The sequence below is a fragment of the Paenibacillus xylanexedens genome (assembly GCF_001908275.1).
GTDB lineage: Bacteria > Bacillota > Bacilli > Paenibacillales > Paenibacillaceae > Paenibacillus > Paenibacillus xylanexedens_A.
In genome coordinates this window covers 6649943-6665186 of the sequence record NZ_CP018620.1, presented here as the reverse complement: position 1 = coordinate 6665186, position 15244 = coordinate 6649943, and the positions used below count along the sequence as shown (strand labels likewise).

Genomic DNA, 15244 nt, shown 5'->3' with positions numbered 1-15244 from the left:
TCCTCTTAGTTTTTGTAATCTTCAATATAACCAAGCAAGTCAGCGATATATTGTCCGACAATCGGCATATTGACGAATTGGCTGAGAATGAACGCGAGCAGACCCAGAACAACAAAGGTACCTACGGTCAGACCGAGTCCTCGTGCCATACCTGCTGTAAAGTTGGTAATAATCCGCTTTTTGGGACTGCTGTAATTCTCAATAATATCCTTGATCTGTGCTCTCTCCAGACTGTCCGCAATCTGGTCCAGACGTGTGTTCAATCGTTTTACCTCGTGCCGCAATTCAAAAGGATGCTCGCTTGTATCATACTGCTGTGCTGGTGTTCCTCCCGTAATTGGAGTATTACCGTTAATTGTAACTTTACTCATGATTTTTCCCCCTCAACTCGCATTGGATAAAAAATAGCCAGCTGGAGTGCAGCTGGCTATTGGTCACTCGATCTGTATAACCTTACAGGCTAGTCGAGTTAAGTTCCTTACGTGCATCTTCCTTCGCTTCTACGGAAGCGGCAGCCACTTCTTCAGATGCACGGGATGCTTCGTTAGCCACATCTGCGGATGCTTTTCTCACAGATTCCATTACATCATTGCGGCCTTGGTTTACTGTTTTGGCAATATCGGAAGTTTTGGATGAGACCGTTTTAGCCAGTTCAGATGCTCTATCACCTACAACGGTTGCAACTTCTTTAGTGCGGTCAGTAACCATGCCTACTTTCTCGGAAAGGTCACCACGCAACTCACGTCCCGGTTTAGGCGCAAAGAGTAGTGCTGCTGCAGCTCCCAGCAAACCTCCGATGAAAATACCTTTTGCGAAAGTCGAACCCGTCTGTACAGGATATTGCTCTTCTGCTTTATTCATGTCTAATCACTCCTTCTTCAAATTAAGAAACAAATACGAAACAACGAACACCTTGTTGCCCGAATCAGGCAGCCTGTCTTAGCAGTCTGGACACAAGCCCCAGCAAGAAAACAAAGAGCGCTGTACCAATGATGGCAGGGATAATGGCAAAGTTACCGATAACTGGTCCCCAGTTACCAAGCAAAAGTGCTCCCAGCCAGGCTCCGGCAAATCCGGCAATCATTGCACCGATTATGCCTCCAGGCATGTTGTGACCGGCAAGTGCATCTCCGATCAAACCGATGATGACAGCCATCACAATGCTGATAATGATGCCCCACATAACAACCGCCTCCTTTAAACTTGATGTAGGATGTTGTCTGTTCGCGTTTGCTTACTTCGTATATAAACCCCGTGCAACCCTGTGAAACAATAAAGATGAGGATGAATGAACTGGAAATCAGAGGAATTCATTCTTTAGCGGCTTTGTTTAATGCCTTTAACCATGCAGAAGATCCATGCCAAACCAGCGGCAAATCCAGTAAATACATCCGTAGGATAATGAACGCCCAACATGATCCGGCTGAGGCCAATCAATAAAATAAAACTGATACCACATAGAACAGGAAGCCACACACCGGAAGTGTTATGTCGCTGCCGTTCAATGGCCCAGATTACAAAGAGCATGCCGTAGAAGCCCATGGAGATCATGGCATGTCCGCTGGGAAAGCTGTACCCGTGAACGACCAGCAGATGATCCAGTTCAGGTCTGCTTCGTCTGAAAAATTCCTTCAATAACGTGTTCAGAATCCACATCATGGCAAAACTTCCCGTGAGCGCATATCCATATACAACAAACCTTGGACTGCGTTGAATGAAGAAAAGAAGAGCAAACCCTCCTGCAGCCACAGCAGAGATTTTGAATGAACCCAGTGCGGTTATGAATGCAGTGTAAGGGAATAGATGAAGACGAGAATCTGAATTCAGATAAAATAATTGCTGAATTTGATCATCCAGACGAATAATAACATCAGCACCCAACCAGGCACCCAGACCTGCCAGGATAAATACGACCGATGCGCTGAGGGCCAGACCAGCCAAACCCCATTTGAGGAGTGGACGTAACAACGTGCCGGGAGTTGAACTGAATGAGGCTGATGAATACGTTTTGCGCGGCATAGTGAGTTTCTCCTTCAGTAGTTGTAGTAGGTGAACATAGATTGATAAAGCTATACCCGAAATACCTGTCGAAAAAACTGTAAAAACGTCGCTTTTGTACTATACTATTTAAGATATCCCATGCGGCGTCGTGACGCAAAGCAGAGATGAATTCGGGAGCACAAAGGAGAGAACTCGCATGGAGAGTGCCTTGTTAATTAAAGAATACCGTGCAGGCGTTATGGAATGCGCCCATTACGGACACATAAGTATTACGGACGAGTATGGCCGAATCGTATACTTGGCTGGTGACCCTCATTTTAGAGCGTTCACTCGCTCATCTGCCAAACCTTTTCAAGCCATTCCAGGTATTCGGGCAGGAATTGCCAGTCACTATGGCCTATCAGCACAGGAGATTGCCATTATGTCCTCTTCGCATCGTTCAGAACCGGAACATATCCGAGTGTTGGAGCAGCTATCCGGTAAAATCGGATTGGGAGAAGAATGCCTGATCTGTGCACCAAGCTATCCGCTTAATGAAGAAAGCCGTAATCAATGGTTACGTGCACAAGGAGAGAAACGGCGCATCTTGCACAACTGCTCCGGAAAACATCTGGGAATTCTGGGGTACAGTCAGATGAAGCAGGTTGACCTGGGTAGTTACGCTGAACCGGATCATCCGGTACAACGAGAAATTCTTGAAACCTTTGCCGGCCTGGCAGGTATTGAGGAAAAAGAGATTGAGCTTGGGACGGATGGCTGCGGCTTTCCGGTATTTTCTTTGCCGTTGTCGGCATTGTCGAACGCTTATCTGAAGCTCGCTTGTCCGGATCTTATCGCTGATCCTTCCACAAGAACAGCTGTAGAGACCATAACATCAGCTATGAATGAACATCCGTTGATGGTTGGTGGCACGGAGCGTGTAGATTCAGTGCTGCTGGAAGACGATAACATTGTAGCGAAGGGTGGATTCAAGGGGGTATTCGGTTTTGGTCTGAAAAAAGAAAGACTGGGAATCACCTTCAAGGTGCTTGATGGTTCCGAGGAAGAGTGGGCCTTCATTACCCAATCCATCCTGAGACAGATTGGTTATTCCAATGAGAGAACCATTGCACGATTGGCTGAAGTGTTCCCTTCGGACATCCGAAATGATGCGGGTACCCTTGTAGGTCATGCAGATAGTGAGTTCATTCTCCACTCACTTGAAGATAGCGTATAACCTTAAGAAGGGGCGTGATTAGAGTTGCCGGCCCCCGGGTAAAGATGACATACCAACTGGTATTCATCTATACAATTCATATACACGCATGGACTGCCGCGGTAATGTGGCAGCTCTAAACCCTTGGAGGTGGATGAACATGATTAAAGTGGTGACATCGGAAGAAAGGCACACGTCGGATCGAGGTTGGATACACAGTGAATTCAGCTTTTCCTTTGCGGATTATGATGATCCAAGCAACGCCCATTTTGGCTGTCTGTTGGCTCATAATGAAAACACGCTGATGCCGCAAGAAGGCTTTAAGAAACATCCACATCATGATCTTGAACTTGTCAGTTATGTCATATCAGGTACACTCAAACATACGGATAGTATGGGAACAGAACAATTGCTTGAACCGGGTACGGTCCAGGTGATGAGTGCGGGGACAGGAGTGGAACACTCCGAGACCAATCCGTCAGCGGATGAACCGGTACGTTTCCTACAGATGTGGTTTTTGCCATCGGAGCGTATGCTGAAACCTTCCTATACGAATCGGAGAATAGAGCCGCAGGAGTATTTGAATCGTCTATGTCCGATTGTATCCGGGCAAGGGGGCGAGGGAAGTGAAGGCGCATTGCCTATTTCCCAGGATGTAACCTGTTACCTCTCCCATTTGGAGTCCGGGAAAAAGTTGATGTACCCGCAACACGAAGATCGACGGACACATCTTTTCCTGATCAGTGGACATGTAGAGATTCATTGTTCGGATGGTAACTTCAACCTCAAGCCGGGGGATGCCGCACGAATTCGCAAATGCTGTGATCTGCAAATCACGAGCACAGACAGTGAACCTGCCGAATTTGTTTTGGTTGACCTGCCTTAAGGATGGGATGTATTCCTTAAAAGATAGTCTGGAAATATAAACATGTGAAAAAGGACCTGTTCCCACGGTGATGTGGAAAACAGGTCCTTTTTTGCTTAGGATTTACGAAGATTACCCAGTTCCGAAGCGACAGCTTCCACTTCAGAGATACTGAGATGTTCCTTGCTCAAAATCATTTCATACAGGTCAAACAGATCTTCATATTTCTCAAGTGGGAATGAAGAAGCTTGCATGGCGGCACCGCTTGCCATACGAAGTTTGGTTTTGATCGCTTCAATCATATATTCCATATTGGCTGCTGTTGCTTGTGTTAAATCCATCGTTAAGTTCATCCCTTCCGTATCGGAAACTCTTGTTATTGTATCATGATTGGAAGCGCTCAGGCTAATGCTTTTGCGAGGAAACCAAGCATCGGTTACAATGATGGATACAACAACAGGATTTAACGGAAACCTGAGTGCACTGGAGGGAATACAGCTTGGCAGCGTATAAGCGAGAAATGGTTCGCCATCAAGGAAGGGAAGTCCGCAAAGGCGTGCCTGCAGAGAATTTGATCTTATTTTTCAAAAACATCGTTCAACTTCATTCTCCAGCTGAAATCACGTTTGTCTGCATTGGTACTGATCGTTCCACCGGGGATGCTCTGGGTCCACTGACAGGAAGTTTACTGCAAGAGAGCGGAATGGAGAACGTGATTGGCACGCTGTCTTCCCCTTGTGATGCAGATACGCTGGAAAAGAAATTGGCACTTATTCCTGCACACCATGCCATCATAGCAATTGATGCATGTCTGGGTCCAAAGCAGGCGGTAGGTACATACTATCTCTCGAATAACCCACTCATTCCGGCCCAATCGGTCGGAGGCAAGCTACCCCCTGTTGGACAATACAGTGTAGCAGCTGTGGTTAATGCGAATGGACCAAGGCCCTATTCCATTTTGCAGATGACCTCGCTTCACTTGGTCATGGGGATGTCCCGAACGATTGCAGACGCCGCAATTAAAGCATGGAAATGGAGACAAACGTTTCATTCATGATATGTAGGCTTAATAATATACAACCTGAATTATTTAATTCGCGCAGAGAGAGGGATTCATATGGAAAAAGTGATGTGTGATGGAACGACGATTTGTTATGCCGAACAAGGTAAGGGAGAAGCACTCATTTTGCTCCACGGATACTGTGGCAGTTCAGCGTATTGGGATGAGGTCGTACCTGAACTGGCACGCAGCTATCGCTGTATCGTACCTGATCTGCGTGGACACGGAAAAACAGATGCACCTGTAGGAAGTTATACCATCGAACAGATGGGCAACGATGTATTACAGTTGATGGATGAGTTGAATGTGGAAAAAGCGGTCCTTTTGGGACACTCGATGGGAGGATATATTGCGCTCTCGATTGCACAACGTCACCCGGAGCGTTTGAATGCATTTGGTCTGATTCATTCGACAGCCTATCCGGACAGTGAAGAAGCCAAGGAAAAACGCCTGCGCGCTGTATCCACCATTCAGACCGAAGGTATCGTAAATTTTGTAGATGGACTGGTTCCCGGACTGTTTGCACCGGAACATGTGGAATCGCTATCTAAGCATGTAACACGTGTGAAGGAAATTGGTTACCAGACTGCTCCTCAAGGTGCGGTTGGTGCTGCACTTGCTATGCGAGAACGCCCGGATCGCCGCGATGTGTTATCGGCTACACCTTTACCTGTATTGCTGGTAGCGGGAGAGAAGGATGCTGTTATCCCGCCAGAACGTACATTTACAAGTGACAAGCCACATATTGTGCAAGCCGTGATTGCGGGTGCAGGTCATATGAGCATGTACGAAGCTCCTGAAGAGTTAATTCAGGTCATTAAACAATTTATGGCTGGATTATCGAAGTAATTGATGAAGTGATTTATGTTGATTTTATTAGAATATAGTTTGGTTTCTGGATGATTCAACCTCTTGTGGAGGATGAGTAACCAGTTCCATTTCAACCAAGCCCCTGCCACGTCCCTTTGGGATAGGCAGGGGCTTGGTGTGTTCATGTCCAGAGCAAAGACACGTGTGTCTTGTTTTTGGCTTTTTGTCATGGCATGAATTAAAATAAATATAAAGGAACGATATGAGAATGATTGGATGTATAGGGTCGAAAGATGAGGGGGCATACAGCATGTTCAGAAAAGATTATCTGCTCCGCATGATGGAGGAAATGACTGAAGCAATAGGCAAAGTTTTCACGCTCAAACAGCAACGTAAGCATACCGAGGCATTGTCTGAACTGGATGAGTTGATGCGCAGGCAGTTTGGGTTGAACTTATCTCTACTGAACTCATTGCCAGCAGAGGATGTTATTGAAATGTTCCGTTTTCGCGGAATGATTGAGGTAGACAATCTGCAGCAAGCCGCGAGGCTGATTGAAGAAGAGGCTTACATCTATCAAGAGAAGGCCAAAGTGGAAGGCATAGATGATCAGGAGAGAATGGACGCAGAGGATGAGGCTGTCATTCGATTGATGAGATCACTTCATTTTTACCTGTATGCATTGAATCATGGCGCTAATCCCAAGTTGTTGGACGCACCGGAACGGGTTGAGGGTGTGTTGGGGCTTACGAAAGAATATGAACTCCCTGCTCGAACCGAAAGACAGCTTGCCCTTTATCGTGAACAACAAGGGCGTTATGACCAGGCAGAGAACAGTTGGTACAGGCTGCTACAGCTTGGTGCTGAATTCCCTGTGAGCTACCGAGATGATGTACAGGCGTTCTATGAAAGGTTGAGCCCACTCACGGATGAACAACTGGAGCAGGGCGGTCTGCCACGGAACGAAGTTGAAGAGGGACTAGCTGAACTAAGTCGTCAAGAGATGAACTCGTAAAATATGGATTGGATCAAGGCCTGTTACATGCCTTTACTTGGAGAGGGAACGGAATTGTGGTATGGTAACGGTTGACCAAACCAAATCGAAAGTGAGATGTACCCCGTGGATTCATTGCGAAAGCTTATACAAGACATCTTTGAACAGAATTCGCTGATTACAGCGACCTGGAGCCAGCTGCGCAGACGGGACAATGTCTCGTATACCAAAGTGCAAGTCAAGCCGGTGACACTGAAGAATCAGCTGCATTATCAATTTGCATTCCATTATAACAACAAAGTGCTGCACGAGAATTTGACTCCGGCTGAAGCGGCAGAGCGCATGACTTTGTTATGCGAAGAGACGTTTCGTCAAGGGCTGCTCTGTACGACCGAGGCAGACTATCAAATTTTGATCAGCAAAAAATATAAAGTATCCATTCTGACCAAATCTGCTTCCAAAACTGCGGTGGATCTGTCGCATAATCGCAAGAAGCAATATGTGTTGGAAGAGGGCGTACCCGTATCGTTCCTCGTTGAACTTGGTATTATGAACGAAGAAGGTCGTGTGCTGGCTCGTAAGTATGACAAGTTCAGACAGATCAACCGTTTCCTCGAAATGGTGCAGGATGTCATTCCGCATCTGCCGGAAGGACGTCCACTGACCATCGTTGATTTTGGTTGCGGCAAGTCTTATCTGACATTTGCGTTATATCATTATCTGTCTGTACAACAACGTCGTTCACTCAAGATTATTGGGTTGGACTTGAAGGCAGATGTAATTGAACACTGTAATGATCTGGCTAATCGATTGCATTATGGCGATCTGAAGTTTCTGGTTGGAGACATCGCGGACTACGATGAATTGAATGAAGTGGATATGGTTGTCACGCTGCATGCCTGTGACACAGCTACCGATGCTGCTTTGGAGAAGGCAGTTCGTTGGGGGGCTTCTGTTATTCTGTCTGTTCCTTGCTGTCAGCATGAACTGTTTGATCAAGTAGAGGCTTCCGTGATGAATCCGTTGTTGTCCCATGGTATTCTCAAAGAACGTTTTTCCGCACTGGCTACGGATGGGATTCGTGCCAAGTTGCTTGATCTGATGGGATACAAGACACAATTGCTTGAATTCATCGATATGGAGAATACGCCTAAAAACTTATTGATTCGTGCTGTTCGCGGTCAGGCCGGCGAAGTGACGGAGATGTGGAATGAATATACGGCTTTCCGTGATTTCATTCATGCCGATCCCTATTTGGAGCGGGCTTGTGCAGATTTGCTTCCTGGCGATGGCAAGCAGGCCGGTGGGAAATCAAGCAAAGAAACCGTTCAAGATTCCGCAAATTGCGACCTTTGCTGAGTGTGCCAACGCCAATCCAGGGACATACTGCAACTAGGGTCCCTGAATGTAAAATGATATTCAATGCACATACTGCGTAGCAAGCAACATCATAACTGTCAGATGTATATCAGACAGAAGGACCCGTTATCGGGATCTTCTGTCTTTTTGTTATGCATATGGAGCGGTGGAAGGAAGGAGGGTGTATAAGGATGAAGAATAGGACAATGCATAAGGGAGTTGTAAGGTATAGACGAGGGTATGCGGCGAATGAGGAAATGATGGAACAGGCGTTTGAACGGTCTCACCACGCAAATGGTACAGAATATGTAGATAACAGGGACTTATGTAATGGGGACAGTAAGGGTAGTAAAGACAGTACATATAATAGGGAAGATACATATAACAAAGATGATACGTATAAAAAAGAGGATAAAAATAATTCAAATGGAGCTATTCAGACCGATGCGTCAGGGAGTTTTTCTCAAAGTTTGAGGTGTAAACGTTATTCAGGATGGGGTTGGACTGTTGGGGTAGGCATACTCTCCATTGTCTTGCTGCTTGCAGGATGTCTGAGTCGAGGGCTGTACTATTCAGCGGATCTGTACCCTGTCCTTTTGATCGCAGGAGGAAGCATATTGATTATGTTTTTGCTTTTCCTTGTAGGTATTCGTCCACAGAAGGCGAGTGAACGAATACCCATGTCATTGGGACAGGGTCGGGGGAGACTCGAACGAATCGTTGAGAAAATTTTTCGATTTCCAGGAATGTGGCGGGTATTATGGCCGCTGGGGATGATGACCTGGTTTGGGCTACATGCATGGGTAGGCTCGGTGAGTAAACAGGGCAGCATGGATGAGATGCTGCGATGGAGCCTGCTTGCGATGTTTACTCTGCTCACTGCAATACTGGCTGCGCGCACGGATGGTGCGCGTTGGTTAGCCTGCGGTTGGCAGATGGCAGGCGGCTTGCTTGTGCTAAGCGGCATCCTTGCCGTGTGCGGGATATTGCCGCTGCCCTTCGGGGTGATGCGGACTGCTGACCCCGAGATCAGCTCCGCCGGAGCAAGGCTCGGCGGATTATTGCAGTACCCTAATGCGTACGGTGCCATTGCTGGCATGTACACATTGGAGCGGCTGACAGCCGCCGCGCGAGTCATAGCCCGGCCTGTGCCGGTCGGGCGACTCATCGCGGCAGTGCTGCCGCTCATGCCCGCGCAAGCCGCGCTCCTGCTGAGCGAGTCGCGCGGCGCTTGGCTGGCGACCGGCTGCGCTGCGGTCGTCGCCTTTGCTTTGCAGCGGCGCGGTGCCCGCCTGCCGCTGTTGCTGGCCATGGCCGCGCCACTGGCGTGCGCGGCCTGGCTGTACCGCCAGCTGGCTGCTGCCCAGCTGGCGCCTGCACCCATGCCCGGCCTGCTGGCACTGGCCGGGGCATGGGCAGCTGCGCTGCTCGGCACGCTGCTGCTGTGCCGTCAGGGCAGCGCCGCCAAGGCTCCGCGCGCCGCTGCCCTGACGGCCATCGTGCTGGCGGGAGCCGCCTCCGCACTGATGGCCGTGGCCTCCACCGCCGATCGCCTCGCGGCGGGTGTCGGCACTGGGGTGTCCCGCCTACAGATGTGGCGGGACGCCCTCCAGCTATGGACCGAGGCCGCATGGCTCGGCCACGGTGGGGATACATGGCGCAACATGTTCCGCGCCATTCAATCCTCGCCTTATGTCGGAGGCGAGGTCCACAACGGCCTGCTCGATCTCGCCCTGGACACGGGCATGATCGGCATCGTGCTTGTCGCAGGGTGGTTTCTCCTCACACTGCGAAGCATCTTTTATTTTGCACCGCAGCTCATGCCATCCGTGCTTATTTTTGGCATGCATGGGGCGATGGACTTTGACTGGAGCTTTACACTATTTTGGATGCTCTTCATCTGGCTCGGTGCTTGGGCAACTGCATTGAAGACGGAAACAGAGGGAGTCCAACGATCCGGCGTAACTGTAGAATACACTCCTATCAGATCCAAATCGGGATCTAAATTGAGATCTAAATCCAGATCTCTTTTCTTGCGATATTTACCAACCCAATCCCACCCATCAGCTGTCTCAATGCGTTCCTTCTTTCATATTTTTCAGCGAGTAACTGCTCGGCTAATAAGGGTATCCACAGTGATGATCATCCTTTTCTGGATTGGTGGAACAGTCTGGCTGACCTCCCGATATGCCGTAGCAGAAGTGCAGTACCGTCAGGCGATGTCTGAACCGGATGGCACTCCAGCACAGAAGGTGCATCTTATGGCTGCTCTTCAGTCTAACCCGAATCGAGCGGATATCGTGATATCCTTTGCACGAACGCTCCCGGTACGAGAAGCAGAATCACTCCTTTTGAACAGCTTGTCCCATTCCCCGATGCACCCTCAGATTTACATCGAACTGGGACGATTGGCAGCCCAATTCGACGAAGGACAGCAAGCTGGAGAATATTTTGAACAAGCGATCGCATTGAATCGGTATGAAGGCAATGGCCAATCCGTGGCTTTGTATTGGATGGAGCAGGCAGCGAGGCGGGAATGGAAGGCAGGACTCACGGATCGAGCCCGACAGACTGCCGTCGCTGGTGTCCAGATGTATGAACGGTATCAACTGTTGGCTGAGGAAGTGGAAGCAGGAAATGTTCGCAATGATCGTCGTTTTGTACTGGAAGAACATGCTCCAGGCTATGGAGAGAACCTGCGCAGGCTTGCTTCGGCTTATTCTCCTCCGTTTACTCCAGAGTTGACCAAGCGGAGCCCTTGAATCGCTGCTGGATCTTGACGCTAACCCAAGCGAAATGATGATGGATGTCAGCGTCTAAAAAGTCTGGAAGTCCAAGCTGGCTACTCCTCGCGGATGGGTATGCGATTTTCTAAGGAACACAGGACGTCTTATTTGGCCTCTAGCTCCTCCTTTTAAATTGTAAGGAACATCAGACACGTTATTTCCCGAAACTCCCTAACAAAAACGTTATAAAAGGCCAAAAATCCCGAGATAACGTGTCTCAGATTCCTTAGATTTCTAAAAATGCTTCAAATCCTTGAATAAGACACCTCAGATTCGTTACCACTCGTGGGCTTGAGCATGAAAAATTACTCGGTGTTTATGTTCATACTCTCAGCTTATATTCATGCTCCCTGTGGAGGTCGGCTTCATGCTCTGCTCGATCCGCAAGCCAGAGGACAACCCTGAATTCCACCTGAAGTGAAGCTTTACATCATAAGTGAGCAATTCGCATTTATGTTGTCTCTATCGCTTGCTCGTACGTGAAGGAGGCATTAACATCACACTTTAAGGACACAGTGCCCGTGCCCTCACCCGTTCCTAACATGTTCAGATTCGCTTCAGCTTTACTGCGTCTTTCAGTAGGTTTGAAGACACAGCTATCTGCCTCATTCCTCCATAATCTACAGACGATAACCGCCAAATGCGTGCTGAAACGCATCTTTTAATGGTTCAACATCTACTTCCCACATCGCTGCGATCTCTGCACTGACATCCGTGTTCCACCACTCACATAATTTCTTGCGGTTGTCGCGATTCTCCCCAATCCAGAGCAGATTTGTGATCACCTTACCGTAATAATATTCTTCTGCCTGCTTCATCCGTTCGGGAGAGACATATACTTTTAGTCTTTTGGCTGTCCGGTACAATTCCTTGCTGCATGCCCTGCGAATTCCTCTGGCGGAAGGAAGGTTTTGACCGGATTGCGTATGTTTGACCGGCGGAGAACCGGGTATTGACTTGTGTGACATCTTTTCACGCTCCTCTCCCCATACCATATGCGGACTGCTGCAAACGGGACACTATCCTAACCTCGTGATGTAGCAACGTCCACAGCCCTGTGATAAAATAGGGACGAACATCCATGGTGCGGAGGGGCACCGCCAATCAGGATGGAGAAAGAGGGTTGAGATGGACTTTATTCATAACCTTGTTGGCCAATTGTTCGATTGGATTCAAAGTCTTGGGTACTTTGGAATCATGCTTGGATTAATGTTGGAAGTTATCCCAAGCGAAATTGTGCTGGCGTATGGAGGTTTTCTCGTTTCACAAGGTAATATCAACTTCTTCGGTGCTATGATTTTTGGTACGGTGGGCGGTGTGATTGCCCAGTTATTTATTTACTGGATTGGCCGTTATGGCGGCAGACCTGTACTTGAACGCTACGGTAAATACATACTCATCCAGAAAAAACACATCGACCATTCCGAGGAGTGGTTCCGCAAGTATGGTACAGGTGTCATTTTCACAGCGCGTTTTGTTCCGGTGGTAAGACATGCAATCTCCATCCCGGCTGGCATCACGAAAATGCACACAGGCAAATTCATCTTGCTTACTACACTCGCTGTTATACCTTGGACTGCATTGTTTATATATTTAGGGATGATTCTTGGAGATCAATGGAAGCATATTGATGAGAAAGCGGCACCATATGTTATGCCTATTTTGCTTGTCGCTCTCGCCCTTATGATCGTTTATGTACTTATTAAATGGATGAATGTTCGTAAAAAGAAAGGAAGTGTCTAGTCATGGGTAAACCCAACTTGTCTCACAAATTCGGTAAAGGTCTGCCACCGAAAGATTTTATCGAGAGTATGACCAAGAACCAAAGTGAATTCCAGGCCAATTATGATAGCTTTACTTGGTCGAACGAAGAGGATCGTGAGTTCTTTGAGAGCCTGAACCATCGCGATGATCTGCGTGTGTTAATTCTGGCTGCTGACTGGTGCGGGGATGTTGTCCGTAATATTCCGGTTGTGTTCCAGGCGCTTGAAATCTCAGGAATCCCAACTGAAGTTCTGATTATGGAGAACCATCCCGAAGTGATGGATGAGTTCCTGACGATGGGTGGCCGTTCTGTGCCAGTCGTTATTTTTGCAGATACAGGTGGTCATGTGTTAGGTCAGTGGGGACCTCGTCCGCAGCATGTACAGGAAGTCATGATTGAATTCAAACGCCTTAATCCGGATCGTGAAGCAGCAGATTATCAAGAAAATTTGGCTGTGGCGCGTCAAGAGATTGGTAAACGTTATGGGGAAGGAACGGAGTCACATGCAGCCATTATCCGTGAGCTGCGTGAACTGATTTCGGGTTACTAAGCCGATATGCTTAACATTCGTACGTTTTCATTAGGCCCGCTTCAGACCAATGCGTATCTCCTACAAGGAGATGATCCGGGCAAAGCCGTCATTATCGACCCAGGCATGAATCCAGGGCCGCTGCTTAAGGCGATCCAAGACTTGGAGATTGAAGCCATTCTCCTCACTCATGCTCACTTTGATCATATGGGCGGGGTAGATGAGATCCGTAAATTGAAGGGATGTCCCGTCTATCTTCATGACTTGGAGAGCGACTGGCTCACCACCCCGAAATTAAATGGATCTTTGAATTGGCCGCAGGCGACACCACCGCTTTCGACAGATCCTGCTGAATATGCCATGGACGAAGGGCAGAAGCTGAATCTGATTGGTCATACGTTTAAAGTGTTCCATACACCTGGACATTCCCCAGGCAGTGTAAGTTTGCTTTGTGATAACGACCTGTTTGCGGGTGATGTGCTGTTCCGCATGGGTGTGGGCAGAACGGACCTGACAGGAGGGCGTGAACGGGATCTGATTGATTCAATCCAGAACAAGCTTTACACCTTTGCTGATGAGGTTAAAGTATATCCAGGTCATGGTCCCAAAACGACCATTGGTTATGAGAAACAGAACAATCCTTACGTGTCCGCAAGATAATCCGACATGATATGTGAAGAAAGTCTGGACAAGTGACAACTTTTTCATTAGAATAGCAATTAGTTGTTACAAGCGTTAAGGCATCATCTAACTGAAGCATTACCAAGAAACACCCAACCTCGCGAAGCACGCAGACTGTGGTCTATACCCGGTTTGCGTTCTTTTTTTGTTTTAAGCCCCTTTTTATCGCGAAATCAGCCTCTTTTACGCTACATAGAGATGCAAGATGCGCTTCATCACAAGCCAGTTTTAGACCAATAGCAAGTTAGCAGCAAGTACAGATTGATTTAGAAATAATAAATTTTAAAAAATAGTAGATCATGAGAGTGGGGGATATCAAAGTGGAGAAAACAAGAGTTATTCCGTTGGGACAGCGTGTCGAGTATCCGATCATTGAAGAAAACCGTCGCATATTGGAAAGTGGGAAAAGAGAAACAGGTACTGAGCGAGCTTTAATACATAACCCTGGCGTGACCAATGAAGTGGTGAAGTCTCAGCAGAATATATGGGCAAGCCGTGTTTTAAGAAACGGAGCCCGCAACCAACCGTGGTTCGACAAGCTGCAAGATTACCGGAATCAAGTCTGATTGCCCGGGAAATTGTCGGGTTTTAATTTTTTTTGATTCCATTGAACGTTTCTGCAGAGCCTGTCGTATTAACTCCAGATTGAACGGGAAGCAGGTGATTTCATGATAAAGGCAGCTGAGCTGGAAGAGGTACGCAGAGCAGTATCGGGAGACGATAGCGCACTTGCAGCGTTGTTGCAACGTCACTACACGTTTGTGTATAAGTATCTTGTGAAAGTGACAATGGACGCTAACCTCGCAGAAGAGACGGTGCAGGATACGATGATTCGTTGTATGGAAAATATCCATCGATATGATGGCACGTCTGCCTTTTCATCATGGATGATCACCATTGCGACCCGCATCTATATCGATAAGACAAGACGTAAGAAGAGAGAACAGAACTGGCTTACTCTCATCCGGGATCAGGCTGTACGTCGATTCCGCTGGCAGCTTGAGACTCGGAATGAAGAATGGACAGATGTCATGGATGCGATGACAAGACTGACACCCGAACATCGTGTTGCAGTGCTACTGAAGCATTATTATGGATACGGGTATGACGAGATCGGGGAAATGCTGGGTATTCCTGCGGGAACGGTGAAGTCACGCACAGCTTATGGTCTCCGTCAGTTAAGAAAGGAGCTGGAATAA

18 protein-coding genes are annotated in these 15244 nt (G+C 47.8%); 12 read left to right on the top strand and 6 right to left on the bottom strand.

What is annotated here, in order from left to right:
• Nucleotides 1-5: 5 nt before the first annotated feature.
• The 4 genes from BS614_RS29145 to BS614_RS29130 form a co-directional block, all read right to left on the bottom strand.
• On the bottom strand, nucleotides 6-371 hold the full coding sequence (locus BS614_RS29145; protein ID WP_017692276.1) for a DUF5665 domain-containing protein: 366 nt from the start codon (nucleotides 369-371) through the stop codon (nucleotides 6-8).
• Between the two features lie 82 nt (nucleotides 372-453).
• Entirely contained in the window at nucleotides 454-861 is a 408-nt protein-coding gene (locus tag BS614_RS29140) for a YtxH domain-containing protein (protein ID WP_074096444.1), read from the bottom strand.
• A 64-nt stretch (nucleotides 862-925) separates the two neighbouring features.
• The gene (locus BS614_RS29135) at nucleotides 926-1183 is read right to left on the bottom strand and encodes a GlsB/YeaQ/YmgE family stress response membrane protein (RefSeq protein ID WP_017692278.1); all 258 of its coding nucleotides are present in this window, start codon (nucleotides 1181-1183) and stop codon (nucleotides 926-928) included.
• Nucleotides 1184-1317: 134 nt separating this feature from the next.
• Nucleotides 1318-2019, bottom strand: a complete 702-nt coding sequence (locus BS614_RS29130; RefSeq protein ID WP_074096443.1) for a phosphatase PAP2 family protein — start codon at nucleotides 2017-2019, stop codon at nucleotides 1318-1320.
• Between the two features lie 178 nt (nucleotides 2020-2197).
• Here BS614_RS29130 and BS614_RS29125 point away from each other — a divergent pair, with 178 nt between their 5' ends.
• On the top strand, nucleotides 2198-3217 hold the full coding sequence (locus BS614_RS29125; protein ID WP_074096442.1) for an asparaginase: 1020 nt from the start codon (nucleotides 2198-2200) through the stop codon (nucleotides 3215-3217).
• Nucleotides 3218-3356: 139 nt separating this feature from the next.
• Nucleotides 3357-4082: a pirin family protein gene (locus BS614_RS29120; RefSeq protein ID WP_074096441.1), complete on the top strand. Its 726-nt coding sequence runs from the start codon at nucleotides 3357-3359 to the stop codon at nucleotides 4080-4082.
• Between the two features lie 95 nt (nucleotides 4083-4177).
• Here the strand turns inward: BS614_RS29120 and BS614_RS29115 are convergent, their stop codons facing one another.
• Entirely contained in the window at nucleotides 4178-4402 is a 225-nt protein-coding gene (locus BS614_RS29115) for a DUF1128 domain-containing protein (RefSeq protein WP_017692283.1), read from the bottom strand.
• A gap of 158 nt (nucleotides 4403-4560) precedes the next feature.
• Between BS614_RS29115 and yyaC the strand changes: the two genes are divergently transcribed.
• From yyaC to BS614_RS29090, 5 genes are all read left to right on the top strand, one after another.
• Complete coding sequence (yyaC, locus tag BS614_RS29110; RefSeq protein WP_084174819.1) at nucleotides 4561-5118, top strand: spore protease YyaC; 558 nt, start codon at nucleotides 4561-4563, stop codon at nucleotides 5116-5118.
• 60 nt (nucleotides 5119-5178) lie between these two features.
• Entirely contained in the window at nucleotides 5179-5970 is a 792-nt protein-coding gene (locus BS614_RS29105; protein ID WP_074096440.1) for an alpha/beta fold hydrolase, read from the top strand.
• 271 nt (nucleotides 5971-6241) lie between these two features.
• The gene (locus BS614_RS29100; protein WP_074096439.1) at nucleotides 6242-6946 is read left to right on the top strand and encodes a DUF6483 family protein; all 705 of its coding nucleotides are present in this window, start codon (nucleotides 6242-6244) and stop codon (nucleotides 6944-6946) included.
• A 96-nt stretch (nucleotides 6947-7042) separates the two neighbouring features.
• Nucleotides 7043-8284, top strand: coding sequence for a class I SAM-dependent methyltransferase (locus BS614_RS29095; protein WP_074096438.1), 1242 nt, complete (start codon nucleotides 7043-7045; stop codon nucleotides 8282-8284).
• Between the two features lie 191 nt (nucleotides 8285-8475).
• Nucleotides 8476-11046, top strand: a complete 2571-nt coding sequence (locus tag BS614_RS29090) for an O-antigen ligase family protein (RefSeq protein ID WP_074096437.1) — start codon at nucleotides 8476-8478, stop codon at nucleotides 11044-11046.
• Between the two features lie 644 nt (nucleotides 11047-11690).
• Here BS614_RS29090 and BS614_RS29085 read toward each other — a convergent pair.
• Complete coding sequence (locus BS614_RS29085) at nucleotides 11691-12038, bottom strand: dehydrogenase (RefSeq protein WP_074096436.1); 348 nt, start codon at nucleotides 12036-12038, stop codon at nucleotides 11691-11693.
• Nucleotides 12039-12198: 160 nt separating this feature from the next.
• On the opposite strand from BS614_RS29085, the gene uptA reads away from it, so the two are divergent.
• From uptA to sigY, 5 genes are all read left to right on the top strand, one after another.
• On the top strand, nucleotides 12199-12813 hold the full coding sequence (gene uptA / locus BS614_RS29080; RefSeq protein ID WP_036607012.1) for an undecaprenyl phosphate transporter UptA: 615 nt from the start codon (nucleotides 12199-12201) through the stop codon (nucleotides 12811-12813).
• Between the two features lie 2 nt (nucleotides 12814-12815).
• Nucleotides 12816-13385, top strand: coding sequence for a thioredoxin family protein (locus BS614_RS29075; RefSeq protein ID WP_017692292.1), 570 nt, complete (start codon nucleotides 12816-12818; stop codon nucleotides 13383-13385).
• A gap of 6 nt (nucleotides 13386-13391) precedes the next feature.
• Nucleotides 13392-14024: an MBL fold metallo-hydrolase gene (locus BS614_RS29070; RefSeq protein ID WP_062836481.1), complete on the top strand. Its 633-nt coding sequence runs from the start codon at nucleotides 13392-13394 to the stop codon at nucleotides 14022-14024.
• Nucleotides 14025-14365: 341 nt separating this feature from the next.
• Nucleotides 14366-14611 (top strand): hypothetical protein, encoded by a 246-nt coding sequence (locus BS614_RS29065; protein WP_074096435.1) that lies wholly within the window; start codon nucleotides 14366-14368, stop codon nucleotides 14609-14611.
• Nucleotides 14612-14713: 102 nt separating this feature from the next.
• Nucleotides 14714-15244, top strand: coding sequence for an RNA polymerase sigma factor SigY (sigY, locus tag BS614_RS29060; protein ID WP_074096434.1), 531 nt, complete (start codon nucleotides 14714-14716; stop codon nucleotides 15242-15244).

What these genes read in the sequence shown, in the direction of transcription:
- BS614_RS29115 (WP_017692283.1), bottom strand. Translation starts at nt 4,402, where the DNA reads ATGGATTTAACACAAGCAACAGCAGCCAATATGGAATATATGATTGAA.
- BS614_RS29130 (WP_074096443.1), bottom strand. Translation starts at nt 2,019, where the DNA reads ATGCCGCGCAAAACGTATTCATCAGCCTCATTCAGTTCAACTCCCGGC.
- BS614_RS29100 (WP_074096439.1), top strand. Translation starts at nt 6,242, where the DNA reads ATGTTCAGAAAAGATTATCTGCTCCGCATGATGGAGGAAATGACTGAA.
- BS614_RS29140 (WP_074096444.1), bottom strand. Translation starts at nt 861, where the DNA reads ATGAATAAAGCAGAAGAGCAATATCCTGTACAGACGGGTTCGACTTTC.
- BS614_RS29105 (WP_074096440.1), top strand. Translation starts at nt 5,179, where the DNA reads ATGGAAAAAGTGATGTGTGATGGAACGACGATTTGTTATGCCGAACAA.
- BS614_RS29095 (WP_074096438.1), top strand. Translation starts at nt 7,043, where the DNA reads ATGTACCCCGTGGATTCATTGCGAAAGCTTATACAAGACATCTTTGAA.
- BS614_RS29075 (WP_017692292.1), top strand. Translation starts at nt 12,816, where the DNA reads ATGGGTAAACCCAACTTGTCTCACAAATTCGGTAAAGGTCTGCCACCG.
- BS614_RS29090 (WP_074096437.1), top strand. Translation starts at nt 8,476, where the DNA reads ATGAAGAATAGGACAATGCATAAGGGAGTTGTAAGGTATAGACGAGGG.
- BS614_RS29085 (WP_074096436.1), bottom strand. Translation starts at nt 12,038, where the DNA reads ATGTCACACAAGTCAATACCCGGTTCTCCGCCGGTCAAACATACGCAA.
- sigY (WP_074096434.1), top strand. Translation starts at nt 14,714, where the DNA reads ATGATAAAGGCAGCTGAGCTGGAAGAGGTACGCAGAGCAGTATCGGGA.
- BS614_RS29070 (WP_062836481.1), top strand. Translation starts at nt 13,392, where the DNA reads ATGCTTAACATTCGTACGTTTTCATTAGGCCCGCTTCAGACCAATGCG.
- BS614_RS29125 (WP_074096442.1), top strand. Translation starts at nt 2,198, where the DNA reads ATGGAGAGTGCCTTGTTAATTAAAGAATACCGTGCAGGCGTTATGGAA.
- uptA (WP_036607012.1), top strand. Translation starts at nt 12,199, where the DNA reads ATGGACTTTATTCATAACCTTGTTGGCCAATTGTTCGATTGGATTCAA.
- BS614_RS29135 (WP_017692278.1), bottom strand. Translation starts at nt 1,183, where the DNA reads ATGTGGGGCATCATTATCAGCATTGTGATGGCTGTCATCATCGGTTTG.
- BS614_RS29145 (WP_017692276.1), bottom strand. Translation starts at nt 371, where the DNA reads ATGAGTAAAGTTACAATTAACGGTAATACTCCAATTACGGGAGGAACA.
- BS614_RS29120 (WP_074096441.1), top strand. Translation starts at nt 3,357, where the DNA reads ATGATTAAAGTGGTGACATCGGAAGAAAGGCACACGTCGGATCGAGGT.